The organism is Marinobacter zhejiangensis (assembly GCF_900114775.1).
GTDB classification, from domain to species: domain Bacteria; phylum Pseudomonadota; class Gammaproteobacteria; order Pseudomonadales; family Oleiphilaceae; genus Marinobacter; species Marinobacter zhejiangensis.
In genome coordinates this window covers 274,595-287,730 of sequence record NZ_FOUE01000003.1, presented here as the reverse complement: position 1 = coordinate 287,730, position 13,136 = coordinate 274,595, and the positions used below count along the sequence as shown (strand labels likewise).

At 54.8% G+C, this 13,136-nt stretch carries 18 protein-coding genes; 16 read left to right on the top strand and 2 right to left on the bottom strand.

What is annotated here, in order from left to right; translation table 11 throughout:
- The first annotated feature begins 138 nt into the window (after positions 1 to 138).
- The 11 genes from BMZ67_RS11210 (at position 139) to rnk (ending at position 5,685) form a co-directional block, all read left to right on the top strand.
- Entirely contained in the window at positions 139 to 528 is a 390-nt protein-coding gene (locus tag BMZ67_RS11210; protein WP_092022621.1) for a VOC family protein, read from the top strand.
- A gap of 40 nt (positions 529 to 568) precedes the next feature.
- A complete protein-coding gene (locus BMZ67_RS11205) occupies positions 569 to 973 on the top strand; it encodes a VOC family protein (protein ID WP_092022619.1) in 405 nt (134 codons plus the stop codon).
- 250 nt (positions 974 to 1,223) lie between these two features.
- Positions 1,224 to 1,583 carry a hypothetical protein gene (locus BMZ67_RS11200; protein WP_092022617.1) on the top strand — a complete coding sequence of 120 codons (360 nt, stop codon included), beginning with the start codon at positions 1,224 to 1,226 and terminating at the stop codon, positions 1,581 to 1,583.
- 80 nt (positions 1,584 to 1,663) lie between these two features.
- Positions 1,664 to 1,933 carry a barstar family protein gene (locus tag BMZ67_RS11195; protein ID WP_092022615.1) on the top strand — a complete coding sequence of 90 codons (270 nt, stop codon included), beginning with the start codon at positions 1,664 to 1,666 and terminating at the stop codon, positions 1,931 to 1,933.
- A 76-nt stretch (positions 1,934 to 2,009) separates the two neighbouring features.
- Positions 2,010 to 2,282 (top strand): hypothetical protein, encoded by a 273-nt coding sequence (locus BMZ67_RS11190; RefSeq protein WP_092022613.1) that lies wholly within the window; start codon positions 2,010 to 2,012, stop codon positions 2,280 to 2,282.
- 226 nt (positions 2,283 to 2,508) lie between these two features.
- Entirely contained in the window at positions 2,509 to 2,865 is a 357-nt protein-coding gene (locus BMZ67_RS11185; protein ID WP_092022611.1) for a DUF7716 domain-containing protein, read from the top strand.
- 75 nt (positions 2,866 to 2,940) lie between these two features.
- Complete coding sequence (locus tag BMZ67_RS11180; RefSeq protein ID WP_217642491.1) at positions 2,941 to 3,339, top strand: GFA family protein; 399 nt, start codon at positions 2,941 to 2,943, stop codon at positions 3,337 to 3,339.
- Between the two features lie 3 nt (positions 3,340 to 3,342).
- Positions 3,343 to 3,903 (top strand): riboflavin biosynthesis intermediates N-glycosidase, encoded by a 561-nt coding sequence (locus BMZ67_RS11175; RefSeq protein WP_217642490.1) that lies wholly within the window; start codon positions 3,343 to 3,345, stop codon positions 3,901 to 3,903.
- An 84-nt stretch (positions 3,904 to 3,987) separates the two neighbouring features.
- The gene (locus BMZ67_RS11170; RefSeq protein WP_092022609.1) at positions 3,988 to 4,416 is read left to right on the top strand and encodes an MAPEG family protein; all 429 of its coding nucleotides are present in this window, start codon (positions 3,988 to 3,990) and stop codon (positions 4,414 to 4,416) included.
- A 30-nt stretch (positions 4,417 to 4,446) separates the two neighbouring features.
- Positions 4,447 to 4,848: a VOC family protein gene (locus BMZ67_RS11165; protein ID WP_092022607.1), complete on the top strand. Its 402-nt coding sequence runs from the start codon at positions 4,447 to 4,449 to the stop codon at positions 4,846 to 4,848.
- 423 nt (positions 4,849 to 5,271) lie between these two features.
- Entirely contained in the window at positions 5,272 to 5,685 is a 414-nt protein-coding gene (gene rnk / locus BMZ67_RS11160; RefSeq protein ID WP_092022605.1) for a nucleoside diphosphate kinase regulator, read from the top strand.
- Between the two features lie 20 nt (positions 5,686 to 5,705).
- Here rnk and BMZ67_RS11155 read toward each other — a convergent pair whose 3' ends face one another.
- Positions 5,706 to 6,437: a murein L,D-transpeptidase catalytic domain family protein gene (locus BMZ67_RS11155; protein ID WP_217642489.1), complete on the bottom strand. Its 732-nt coding sequence runs from the start codon at positions 6,435 to 6,437 to the stop codon at positions 5,706 to 5,708.
- Between the two features lie 206 nt (positions 6,438 to 6,643).
- Here BMZ67_RS11155 and BMZ67_RS11150 point away from each other — a divergent pair, with 206 nt between their 5' ends.
- From BMZ67_RS11150 to BMZ67_RS18610, 5 genes are all read left to right on the top strand, one after another.
- The gene (locus tag BMZ67_RS11150) at positions 6,644 to 8,188 is read left to right on the top strand and encodes a L,D-transpeptidase family protein (RefSeq protein WP_175481906.1); all 1,545 of its coding nucleotides are present in this window, start codon (positions 6,644 to 6,646) and stop codon (positions 8,186 to 8,188) included.
- 119 nt (positions 8,189 to 8,307) lie between these two features.
- The gene (locus BMZ67_RS11145) at positions 8,308 to 9,867 is read left to right on the top strand and encodes a phospholipase D family protein (protein ID WP_092022602.1); all 1,560 of its coding nucleotides are present in this window, start codon (positions 8,308 to 8,310) and stop codon (positions 9,865 to 9,867) included.
- A gap of 39 nt (positions 9,868 to 9,906) precedes the next feature.
- Positions 9,907 to 10,896, top strand: a complete 990-nt coding sequence (locus BMZ67_RS11140) for a VanZ family protein (RefSeq protein WP_245749955.1) — start codon at positions 9,907 to 9,909, stop codon at positions 10,894 to 10,896.
- Positions 10,897 to 11,015: 119 nt separating this feature from the next.
- A complete protein-coding gene (locus tag BMZ67_RS11135; protein WP_092022600.1) occupies positions 11,016 to 11,846 on the top strand; it encodes a metal-dependent hydrolase in 831 nt (276 codons plus the stop codon).
- 167 nt (positions 11,847 to 12,013) lie between these two features.
- Positions 12,014 to 12,184: a hypothetical protein gene (locus BMZ67_RS18610; protein WP_175481905.1), complete on the top strand. Its 171-nt coding sequence runs from the start codon at positions 12,014 to 12,016 to the stop codon at positions 12,182 to 12,184.
- 8 nt (positions 12,185 to 12,192) lie between these two features.
- On the opposite strand, the gene BMZ67_RS11130 is transcribed toward BMZ67_RS18610, so the two are convergent.
- Complete coding sequence (locus BMZ67_RS11130; RefSeq protein ID WP_175481904.1) at positions 12,193 to 12,993, bottom strand: substrate-binding periplasmic protein; 801 nt, start codon at positions 12,991 to 12,993, stop codon at positions 12,193 to 12,195.
- Positions 12,994 to 13,136 lie beyond the last annotated feature (143 nt).

Sequence of the window (13,136 nt, the reverse complement as noted above, 5' to 3'; positions counted from 1 at the left end):
TCACTCGGATGCCTTTTTCTCCGCTTCGCTACGCCAAAGTCACCGGTGCGCTTCGGCGCTATACGGAAAGAAGATTAATCGAGAGTACGGTGACTGCCGTTAGAATCGAGTGCCAGGAAATGCAAGGAAGCAGACAATTTGAGCATTATTGATTCGATTGACCACGTAGTTCTAACGGTTGCTAACGTAGAAGAGAGTTGTGCCTTTTACTCCAAGGTATTGGGTATGAAAGTCATCACATTTGGTGGTGGCCGAAAAGCACTGGAGTTCGGTGCTCAAAAGATAAACTTGCACCAATATGGTCAGGAGTTTGAGCCTCACGCGAAGAGTCCTGTACCTGGCTCAAGTGATTTGTGTTTTGTGGCATCAATTCCTATTCGGGAAGTGCTCCAACACCTCAAGCAATTAGACGTAAAAGTATTGGAGGGGCCCGTGTCACGAACAGGGGCCAAAGGGCCAATTACCTCCATCTACTTTCGAGACCCCGACGGGAATCTGTTGGAAATTTCCAACTATGAAACCGTATAACCAGTAGCGTGAGCTATAGAATGTTTGGAGGACAGAATTAGTGAAGGAAATCACGAGAATAAACCACCTTGGTTTACGAGTTAAACAACTGGATATCTCGAGAGCTTTTTACGAGAAGTTAGGATTTGAATTTATAACTGGTCCAGTCGGACCAGAGCCAGTTGCTATTATGGAGCATCCTTCAGGCGTTAATATAAACTTTATTCTTAATGCTGATTCGGACTGCGCAAAAAATATCCTTATGGATACTTCTGCCAAAAATACTGGTTTCACTCACGTTGCATTAGAAGTAACCAACTATGAGTCAGCTTTAAATGAGGTTAAAAAGCTAGGTATCGCAATAACTGGGGAGGTTGAGTTCGAAGGGGCGAAGTTCTTCTTCATAAGAGACCCTGATAGAAATGTAATCGAGTTCCACCAACCTGGAGCAAGAAAATCAGGTTAAGCTAAAAAATCATTCAAGCTGATGCTGAACTCCTGCTGATGGCCAGTCAGTGTCACCAAAGCGCTTATTGGGCAAAAGCAACATGGCTTTGCCAGTCTTTTGAGATCCATGTTCGACAAGAACCTGGATCTCGGAGTCATTAAATGGGATCTTCCATGATCTACTGAATCAATGGCCCCCACCGAACCGGTTTTTTTCAGGCTCTGCATAAAAAATTGTTCGGTGCGCGTCGTGTTAAACGGAATGCCATATGGATTTACACGTCACCGTTTCGGCATCAGAGTTTGACGAACATTATGAAATGGCTTTGGTCTATTGCTTTGACCAGGCCAAAAACTATTGTTTTTCGCTGACTAGGTTTCCCGATTCTGAAGAAATAGAAATCATGGTTCACGATCAATTAAATCATCGAGTGAATGACTTGCGAGTTGATCTAAACTTCAATTCGATAGATGTAGCTTTGAGCAATGAAGTCTCTAAAAATTTGGATGGTCATGCATCATATTCTATTGTATTTAATCCCTCAGAAACAGATATTAATGAGCTAGATAAGGCGTTCAAAAAAATATTTGAGGGGAAAAGTGGTTTCAAGAACAAAACCACCAATTAACAGGTGTATTATGTACGCGCTTCGTCCCAGGGCTCACAACAAGTTGCTCGCTTCATACTCGAGCGTTATGACTAAAGATCATGCAAATAAATATCGAGTCAATTAGAACAGAGAAAGTGCTCCACGAAGCTCTAGCGAACAGCTTAGGCTTTCCCGATTTCTACGGGAAAAACTGGGCTGCATTCTGGGACTCGATTACTGCGCTAGTGGACATGCCGAGAGAGCTTGAATTTGTTGGCACGGCACATCTTCGCGCAGTGCTCCCCGAGGCATACCAACAGCTCAGACATTGCCTGGAAGAACTTAATCAGCAATACCCAGATTTAAGATGTCATGTGGAATGGAACTAAGAGGCTATATCAATCGGTACCACTGCGCTCTGGACTTCCACCCCGTCACGTTACACACAAGGAACAGCGACAAACAATGACAAGGAATCGCGGCCAAGGTGGACCCATTGAATCAAGGCTGATCAGCCTCTTTGCATCCCTCTTCTTCTCTGTCCCGACCGCAGCTTTCATCTGGCTCGGGGTCAACAAAGAGCTCGCTTATTGGGGTGGGTTTCTCAGCAGTACCTACCTTTTCGCCTGTATCATCGTCTTTGCCGTTTTGGCGTTGCTGCTTCCGCACCTGTTTCCATCCATTCTTGGGGCGATCTGGCGCGGCATTATAAAGGTCGAGCGTTGGTGGGGTTGGTAGCCTTGTCTGTAACAGTGAGCGTTTTGAGTCGTAACGAGTATTCACCGTCATGACTGACCAAATTGGGGTTACAGACCTCCTGGCGCTCATCCCAGAGGAAATTGGCACAGCCCCAACCACGTAAGCGTAACGCTGCACCTTATCCGGGGATGTATGGAAGCAACGTTCTGTATTCAGGCGGATCAGCCCCATCACCACCAGGGTAAGCTTTACAATGGAGACCTTAATGGATATCAAACCGTTCCTGGGCGCGCCAGAACCTTTGGAAAGCTGGATCAAGAAATGTATTTCAAGCCGAGGGCTTGGGTCTTGGCTGGTTTATGAGGATACGCCTCAAAATGCCGACTTAGCGCTTTCTACGAAGATGTTCCCTATCGTGGGAGATACAGGACAACTCTCCGATGAAGAGTTTGATGAGTTCGAAGACAGCCTGATCAACAACGGGTATTGTTACTTGTTAAATCTGGATCAGATCGAAGATGTCATAGACAACTACACGTTCCAGAAACCGCATCCAACTGACCGCGAGATAGTTGAAGCCATTGCGTTCTATTACGAAAACGATGCTTTTATTTGCCTGTGACGCTTTCAGAAGGGGCTGAGCAGGGCCTACTGGCACCCGGTATGCCGGGCATTAACTATAAGGAGGTGTCCGCCAGTGAAGGGAAGCTGCTTGTGTAAAGAAATCGTGTACGAGATAGACAGTCTCGACATGCCCATCATGCACTGTCACTGCAACACCTGCCGCAAGGCACATTCCGCAGCATACGCCCCCACGGCCGGGGTTAAGCGGGAACACTTTCGCTGGTTGAAAGGACAAGAGTTCCTTGCGTCGTACGAATCGTCGCCAGGCAAGCTGCGCCACTTTTGCAAGCTATGCGGTTCCCATTTAATGGCGGAAAGAGCTGGGCAGCCACATGTCATTGTTCGAGTGGCCACGCTGGATGAAGACCCCGGACAGACGGCCAAGGCCCACATCTGGGTTTCCCATGACGCGCCATGGCTGAGCCCGGAAGGCGCGGAACGATATGACCAGTGGCCTGAACCTGGAGCGTAACCCTTGAAGATCAGAACAAAAGATCAGCTTATCGACTTCGTAAACCACGGCAATGAGGCCAAGTACGTCTTTTTCTGGGGCCATCAAGAAAGCGGGCAGCAGGTGTCAAAAAGCTGTTTCAGCCAATGGTATGACGCCAGTTTTCTGGAGGATGGAAACCGGTTCCTCACGGCTGAGCACTACATGATGTACCACAAGGCCAGGTTGTTTGGTGATAACGAAGCCTGCAATAACGTGCTCCTCGCCAGCAATCCAGGAGAGGCTAAGGCTATTGGACGAGAGGTTCGTGGTTTCAGCCAAACAATTTGGGATGACAACCGGTTCGACATTGTGGTCAATGCCAACCTGGCCAAATTTGCTCAGAATACGGACCTGAAGGCGTTTTTGCTGGGCACAGGTAGCAGGGTGTTAGTTGAAGCAAGCCCGGTAGACAGGATATGGGGTATTGGCCTGGCCCAAGATAACCCTGCCGCCCAGAACCCCAACACCTGGAAAGGCCTAAACCTTCTGGGCTTCGCGCTCATGGAGGTCAGAGACCGGCTTTCAGGTCAGGATGACGCCTAGAGAACGCCCCCTGCCCCGGCGAACGCCAGGCTGTGAGGTAAACGCTACCTTCCTAATCGAACATCAAACAGTTGTGGGAGCACCATGGAAACACAGGTTGAACTGATCCGCCCGGTCGTGGCTCTGGTTATCTGGTCATTGGTTATGTGGTTGTGGATGTACGCAACCCGCTTGCCCGCGATCGCGGCTATGAAGATGAAACTGGACCCGGAAGCCCCGGTTGGTGCTCAAATGTCGCAACTTCCCGCAAAAGTGCGCTGGAAGGCCGATAACTATAACCACCTCATGGAACAGCCCACCGTTTTTTATGCCGCTGTGCTGTGCCTGGCATTTTTAGGGGCGTCGACAGAAACCAATATCTATGCGGCATGGGCCTATGTTGGACTGCGTGTCACGCACAGTCTCGTCCAGGCGCTGGTGAACAAAATTGAGCTTCGCTTTGCCCTTTTCTTCTTATCCAACATTCCCTTGGCCATTCTCGTATTTAATGCGGCAAGCAAGGCCTATAGTTGAGGTTTGGATAAAGCACTGAGGGGACACACCATGAAGGCTGAGTTTCATCCGGGCAAAAACATCGCCATGAAAATCCCCACCCACGAGTATCAGGATACCGTGCGGTTCTACAGGGACGTGCTTCGTTTCAAGCTGATTGCCGGCCATGGCGATGGCGAAACCCCGCGTTTTGAATTTGGTGACAAGGTACTCTGGCTCGATTGCGTGCCGGGGCTGAGCCAGGCTGAAATCTGGCTGGAAATCGTGACCAATGATATTGACCAGGCAGCCGACGTCTTTAAAGTGCAAGGCTGCCATCGCCGCGATGAGATTGAACCTTTGCCCGATGGGTTCAGGGCCTTTTGGATTGCAAGCCCCTCCAACATTATTCACCTGGTGACGTCAGGCAACCCAGGATTCGATCAGGCTCCTGACCTGGATCAGGTGGATTGACGAAGCACACTTGTTTTTTTATACGCAAATGGTAGAAAGCATTAAGTGGTGGATGTTATTTCACGCATTACGCAGCGTTGTCGCTCAGGAGATCACGTTAACGTGAACACGGTTGTTTCATACAGTGAAGCGAGCCCGGTTTTAGGGGGCCAGCATCGCGCGCTCCCCTGCGGGCAAGCCGGGGCGTTTTCCGTGTGCGCCACATTCACCCCATCTCGTCACCTGCTGGCCCAACCCGTCAGACTGGTGACCGAGTTCTCCTCTATTGTTCTTGCCAGCGCCGCACTGGCTGCTGGCCGCGTTCTCGTCGCCACCCGACCCCAACTTAACTGAATCGCGTTCACGCCCCCTGACGGCTCAGCCACTTCGGGTGGCGCTGGGCAGAATCTATATGTCCAAACAAACCTTTTGAGAGACCAGATTATGAACACCAAACCACAGATTATTATTTCATCACTTGATGCAGACAGGCTCGATGCCCTGCTGGAATCGCTGCCCAACGGCGCGTTTCCGGGCAAGGCAGAACTGGAATCAGAGCTGGCCAGAGCCGACATTGTGGAGCCCTCAGAGATTCCGCCCACGGTCATCACCATGAACTCAACCGTGAAGTTTCGGGTCGAGTCCTCCGGCGAGGACTTCACCCTGACGCTTGTCTACCCCAAGGATATGGATGGCAGTAGCGACAAGATCTCAATCCTCGCGCCTGTGGGCAGTGCATTGATTGGCCTGTCGGTAGGCAACACCATTGAATGGCCAAAGCCTGGCGGCGGCGTGATTCAGGTTCGCGTTGAGGAGGTCATCTACCAGCCGGAACGTGCCGGTGAACTCCACCGCTAAGGTACAGGTGCGCCGGGGGCTCAGCCGCCGACAGCAGCTTCCGGCCGGGCCAACCCCGCAACCCGGTTGTCAGCACCGCAGTTGAGGAAGGCCGACGATGACAGCCAGTCCTGATCCGGGTAGTAGGTAAACACCAGTTGGCCACCTTTGAGGCTATCCACCACATCCCGGATCGCTCCCTGGCTCACCGCCGGGCAGCCGTGGCTGCGGCCGATACGGCCATATTCCGCTACCCAGGCAGCGTCCACGTAGTCGGCGCCGTGGATGACAATGGCACGTTCCCGCGCCAGGTCATTGACCCCGGGTTCGAGGCCATCGAGACGGAGGGAGTAGCCATGTCGGCCCTCATAGCTTTCTGCGGCGCGAAACAGGCCGATGCTGGATTGGTAACTGCCATTGTCATTAGAAAACGCCGTTGCGGTTCCCATACCGGAATTCTTGCCGTGGGCAACCAGGTCACGCAGGATCAAATTGCCCCTTTGCAGGTCAAACAACCATAGGCGCTGCTCACTCGACGGCAGGGAAAAATCGATCACGGCCAGACGTGCCGGTTCAGCGACACCATTGGCCATTGCACAGTTGGAAGCAACCAGGGCTTTTTGCAATACCGCAGGGTTCAGATTGGGGGCTGCGCTAGAAAGTTTGCCGTAGAGACTGGAATCGAACGCGCTGGCGATACAGACACCTGAAACAAACGTCAGCCATAATCCCATCAGGCATTGTCGGGCAAAGGGGCGGCGTGTTTCGGTCATCGGTGGAGCCTCAAGGAATATCAATTGCGTACAGAGCAGCCGGGAGTCACTGGTAACTGCGGCGAAGCCTATTACCATGGATAGATAGAACCAGCGGGACCTGCTTCTCGTTGGCTAAAATTTGCCGGATTTTAGCAAAGAAGTCTGAGACAGCCATCAATATGTACAAATTTTATACAAACCGAAACCACCAGAGCCTATTAGCCATGGCTCTGACTCTGGTTTGTCTGATACCAGCCCTCGGAGCTGCAAGCTTCCGTATGGCGCCTGATGACTGTGAAACACTTCCCCTGGAAGACAATGCCCTGGGTAACGCCCTCAGCGAGTTCCGCCAAGCCATGCCCGAGGAGTTCTGGAGCTCAGAGGTACGACTTGCGAGCCTGATCCAGCAACTGAGCACACTGGAAGACGACGGGCTCGACCCGGCAGATTACTACCTGCCGGTACTGGCAGACATTCTCCGTTTCCACGGCACCTGGGGAGCCGTGCTGCCCTGTGATGCAGATCTGGCCAGCTATGCCTACCTGAGCGCCCTGGCCGACCTTCGCTTCGGCCGCCAGAACGATAGTGAAGAGGAATCCATCTGGTACTCGCCTCTGCTTGGCGAACGCCGCAGGGCGCCGGAGCTTGTTGCCCTGGCCACTTCCGGCCAGGCTAACCTCTCCGTGGCCTTCAACCAGGCACGCCCTCACACCGACCGCTACACCAACCTTCGCCACGCTTATCTGGTCGCCAGAGAGCGCCTGCCTGAGCACTGGCCCCGGGTTGCTGGAGGGGACACGCTGGAGGAAGGTCAGCAGTCCCCCCGGGTTGCCATGCTGAAAGCCCGCCTGAGCGCAGAAGGTTATCTTGCTGCCGCACAGGCTGAACCTGCTGACCCAAACTTGTTTGATCATCATGTGACCGCCGCCATTCGGGACTTCCAGCGCCGTCACTATCTTGATGTTGATGGTCGGGTGGGTGCGCAGACCCTCGAACAACTCAACGTCCAGCCAGCGGAGCGCCTGGAGCAGATCCGTACCAACCTGGAGCGGCTCAGACGCCTGGCGGCCGATATGGAAGATACCCTGCTACTCGTGGACATCGCCGCAGCGAAGCTCGAGTTTTACCGCAAGGGAGAACTGGCCTGGTCGGGGCGGGCGCAAGTCGGCCAACCACTCCGGCAAACCCCGAAGCTGAAGTCATTGATTACCCACATCACGGTCAACCCGAGTTGGACCATTCCAACCTCGATTTTTGTCCGTGACCAGCTCCCGAGAATTCGCCGTAACCCCCACTACCTGGAACAACGGAACATCCACATCTACAACTACCAGGGCGAGGAACTTTCGGCGTCTGAGGTCAACTGGAACAATCCCAGCGGGATCTTGCTGCGCCAGGCCCCAGGCCCCAACAATGCCCTTGGCGAGGTGGTCATCCGGTTTTCCAACCCCTTTGCGGTTTACCTGCATGACACCCCTAGCGCAGGGCTGTTCAATACCACCAACCGCTTCTACAGTTCCGGCTGCGTTCGTGTCGAAGACGCGCTGACCCTGGCTCACGCCCTGTTTGAGGCATCTTCCCCTCAGGCCTGGCGAGAAGTCGAGTTGCTTCGTGCCCGTGGCGAATCGCAGAACGTCCACCTGCCCCGGAGCGTCCCCGTACTGCTGGCCTACTGGACCGCCGAAGCAGAGCCTGACGGCACCCTGCTGTACCGCCCCGACCCCTATCAAGGTGACCAGCCGCTGTTTGCCGGTGCCACTCAGGATTAGTCGAGCCCGCCTTTGTGACGGAGGGGAGTTATCACCGCGCCGAATAACACTTACACTTACTGGTCAAAACCACCATTTAAAATCAGCCGCATTGCTTTGGCACAGGACGGACGCTGAACATGACGCCGAACTTTCCCCTCTTTGTCCTCACGGCCCTGATACTTGCAAGCGGTTGCAGTAGCCAGCCGCTGGTGCCGCCGACCCCGTCCACCTACGCTATAGCAGACACCAGCGACACACTGCTGGGGGAAGCCATAGAACAGGCGTCAGCCCTGCACGGCAATCAATCTGGCTTTAGGCTGCTGGTCAACGGGTTGGATGCCTATGCCGTCCGCCTTCTGCTCATGGAAGCCGCTGAAGCGTCCATCGATGTACAAACCTATCTGTACCATGACGACGTCACCTCCCAGCTGTTCAGCCATTTTTTGCTGCGAGCCGCCGACCGGGGGGTCCGGGTCCGCCTGCTGCTTGACGACTTTGGCCACGGTGGCCAGGAGCCCATGCTGGCGGCGCTGGCCAGCCACCCCAACATTTCGGTCCGGCTGTTCAACCCCTTTTCCTCACGCACACTGCCCTACCTGGACATGCTGACCGACTTCTCCCTGAAGTCACGGCGAATGCACAACAAGACCTTCACGGTCGACAACCAGGCGGCCATCATTGGCGGGCGCAATATCGGCGACACCTACTTTGCAGCTGACCCGATAACCGGCTTTGCCGACCTGGATGTGCTAGGGATTGGTCCCTTTGCCCGCAAGATCTCAACCAGTTTCGATACCTACTGGAACCACTCGCTGGCCTCGCCCATCGGCAGCCTGTGGGACGGCGATGAACCAACGCTGGAGGACACCCGCCAGTCCCTCCTGACAATCAGTCAGTCCGAGCAGGCCCAGACCTATCTCGACCGGCTACGCAGCCTGGACATCCTTAACGAGCTCCGCCAGCAGCAACTCCAACTGAACTGGGCTACCTCAGAGGTGGTCTACGATCATCCGGACAAGTTGCTGACCGACCCGGATGACGATGCCGATCACATGGCGCCGGAGCTGGCCCGACTGCTACAGGACTCACACAGCGAAGCGCTGATCATTTCCCCTTACTTCATCCCAGGAGACGGCCTGGTCCGGAAATTTGCTGACTGGAACGCGACCGGCGCCCGCGTTCTGGTGCTGACCAACTCCCTCGCCGCCAACGATGTAGCAGCGGTTCATGCCGGTTACGCCAACTACCGTGAAGACTTACTGGCGTCCGGAACAGAACTTTGGGAGCTCAAGCCCCGCCCCATTGCCAGTACAGGCAACAAGTCGCCGTTCGGCTCATCACGCGCCAGCCTCCACGCGAAAACCATGGTGTTTGACCGCCGTTATGTGTTTGTCGGGTCCATGAACCTGGACCCCCGCTCGGTCGACCTCAACACCGAAATCGGTGCCGTCATTGACAGTGACACCATGGCCGCCAATGCCGCTGAGGGTTTCCTTGAAGTGCTACCCGCTTTCGCCTGGCGCCTGCAACTGGAAGAACAGCCGGGGGTGTTTGGCACCTCCAATGAACTGATCTGGCTGGATGAACAACAATCACCTCCTGTCATTGTCAGCGAGGGACAAGAGCCTGAAGCCGGGGTCTGGCGTCGCTTCCAGGCCTGGTTCATTGGCCTGTTGCCGGTTGAATCCCTACTCTGACCCCAAACAGCCCCATTCCTGACGGCCCCTGTTCACGCTATGACAGAGAACCGGCAACTCCGCACTGACGCCAGGCACCGGGTGACGTCGTCCTGGTCCTGGCTATCGCCCTTTATCCTGCTGGGTTTACTGCCCCTGTTTTTTGTCGGTGGTCCCGACTGGGCATCCAGTGCCTTGCACAAGTCGGTGTGGAACCTGGGCCACCCCCTGTTCTTTGGCCTGCTCACCCACTGGCTATCCCCCCGTCTGCCCTTGCGGGAACGTACACGTTGGTTGGCCGTTACCGTGGCGGTGCTGGTGGCTGGTGGGCTGGTGGAACTGGCTCAGGAAGGCCTGCAACGACAGCGCGACTGGCATGACATGCTGCGCAACCTGATCGGGGCCTGGCTGGTACTGGCCTGGCAAACGCCCCCGCAACCAGCCTTGCATCCGATCACCCCGACACTCCGGTGGCTGGCACGGGGCCTCACCCTGATACTACTGATTGTCGAGCTGTCACTGGTTGCCCAGGCCGCTCTCCAGCACTACCGCATTCAGCAACACCTGCCAGGACTGTATGACTTCTCAGCTAACGACCCACACGCCTACTGGTCTGGAGCCATCTCCCGGGTTGACCACCTGCAACAGGGGCCAGCCACAGATGCCGATTCGGCGCCTGCCTTGAAGATCGCCCTGGGCACGGAGCAGTATTCCGGTGTGTCCCTACACAATCTGCCCAGTGACTGGCGGGATTACCACGCTCTGATGCTGGCGTTCTTCAACCCGTCGGATTCGCCCCTTGAACTGGTGATCAGAATCAACGATGCCCGCCACGACCGTGGTGACAACGCCTTTCGCGACCGCTTCAACCAACGCTTGTCACTGCAACCCGGGTACAACCAGGTTCGAATCGAGCTGGACCGGATACGGACGGCTCCGGTTAATCGCGATATGGATATGGATGACATCCGCAGGCTGGGATTGTTTGCCGTTCGCCTACCTGCCCCACGGGAGATCTATCTGCTGAACATCGCCCTTGAGTTGCCGTAGCGCCCTCACGGTCGTCCTTAATGGGCCAAATGCAAAGCTTCTGTCCCCAACGGCACGATCATTCCCTCGCCCGGCACCGTAAAGTCAACGGTAAGACAACAATACTAGCCGAGGTCGTTATGTCTGCAGTAGCCCCGTCATTTCCGGTTCGTCGACAGGATTTTGATTTCACGGAAGTCCCACGCCACTGGGTGGCCAATGACCCGTTCATGACACATATTTTTAACGCCCTTTCGGCGCTGTTTCCTGACGGGGAGCGGTTCTTTGTCGCCAGTGTCAGGGCGGTGCGGGAGAAGGTTGAAGACCCGCAGCTGCAAAAGGACATCGGCGCTTTCATTGGCCAGGAGGCCATGCACGCCAAAGAACACGGTAACTTTAACGCCGGCGCTATCAATGAAGGGTTCGACATTCCGAAACTGGAGGGCTGGACCCGCAAGTTCCTGTCGGTTGCCAACCTGCGCATCTTCAACAACCAGCGGACTCACCTCGCCGCTACCGTTGCACTGGAACACTTCACCGGCATTCTGTCGGCCCAGCTGCTGAAGCGTGAGGACGTGGTGGAAATGATCGACCCTTCAATGCGCGACCTCTGGGCATGGCACTGCATCGAGGAAAACGAGCACAAGGCCGTCGCCTTCGACACGTTTGAGCAGATCTATGGCAAAGGCATTGCTAACTACGCGCTTCGTATGGGGATCATGGCCCTCGCCACCGTCCTGATCATGATCGCCATCCATGCCTTTGTTGTGGAATTGATGCGCGAAGACAAAGAGCTTGGCAACCTGAAATCGTGGGCGAAGGGACTCAACCGTTTCTGGGGCTCTCGTGGCATATTCACCCGAATCATTCCGGAGTATCTGGATTACTTCAGACCCGGCTTCCACCCGTGGGATCATGACACCAACTTCCTGCTGAAAAAGTGGCGCAAGCAGGTCGGTTTCAGCGCCTGATCACTGTACGTTCAAGGACCGGGTTATGCCTTTTGCTAACCCGGTTTACGTTTTTACCTACCAAACGTTATTTCCCAACCAAAATCCGCCAGCGTAGGCTGATTATCAAGGCCAACGGTTGGCCTTATGTGTTGGTGTTCCCCGGATTCGGGGCCAGGAGGTAGGTCATGTTCGACGAGCAGTTCAAGTTGGCACACCCGGTACTCAGCGAGATCGCCAAAACCTATGTGGATCTCTACACCTATCGCCCTCACGAGCGAACACGCCTGCAACTGATCAAACGCCAGGCTATCGTACACAAGCAGCTGGAGTTGGCGCTGGCCGCCAAAAACAACTGACCACCCGGCTACCCGCCAAAACCCGTGCCCCGAAGACGGTACTTATCCAATAGTGACTGATACCTTTCAGTCTCCTTGAACTTGTAGATCGCTGCGGTGAACGCCGCAGCCAGTTCAAGGGCCTGAGGGTGCCTTCGACTAAAGGCCATGTAGATTGGGCTGCTGTTCACAGCTGGTTCCAGAAAACGCAGCCGGCCGGCCGCGTCCTGATTTCCGGCTTCCAGATTGACAGCAAAAGGATTTCCAACGGCCACATCAAAGCGCCCTCCCAGCACCATCCGGACCAGGGTGGGCTCATCGAGTACCCGCTCAACCATCAGGTAACTGGCATTATCAAACGCATCACCGTAGGAATACCCGGTGATGGCCCCAATCCGATAGGCGGACAGCGTTTCCAGGTCCCCGTCAAAACGGATGTCAGCGTCCGTCAGGGCAAAGAGATGGTTGCGTTCAAACGCATGGGGAATACCAGTATAGACCACCAGGGGCGCCCGTTCCGCGGTATTGGAAAACGTAGTGACCATATCCACCGAGCCGTCGCTCAGTGCCTGCAGCACCCTTGGCCAGGACAAGCGCTGATAACGGATGTCCACACCTATCGATTGCGCGACTTCATCCAGCACCTCGATCGAGAACCCGACCAGCCTGTCGTTTTCACGAAAGTAGAACGGCGGATAATCAGCCTCCGCCAGGCCTGCAGTCAACGTCTGGCCAGCCACAGGCTCACCGGCATAAAGCGGCGCTGTTCCTTGTACCAAAACCACCAGCAGAAGGACCCGAAGTACGACCCTGAGCAACCAATAACGCACAAACTTCTCCTGCTGATCAATAGACAGACTCGCGAGCCCTTGCTTGCCGCTTGACCCAGACACATTCATGAGTCACCGCGAGGTTACGTTCATTTTTATCCCCATTGTTTGCGACTGCCAAGAAAACTCTTGTAAAAATTGAA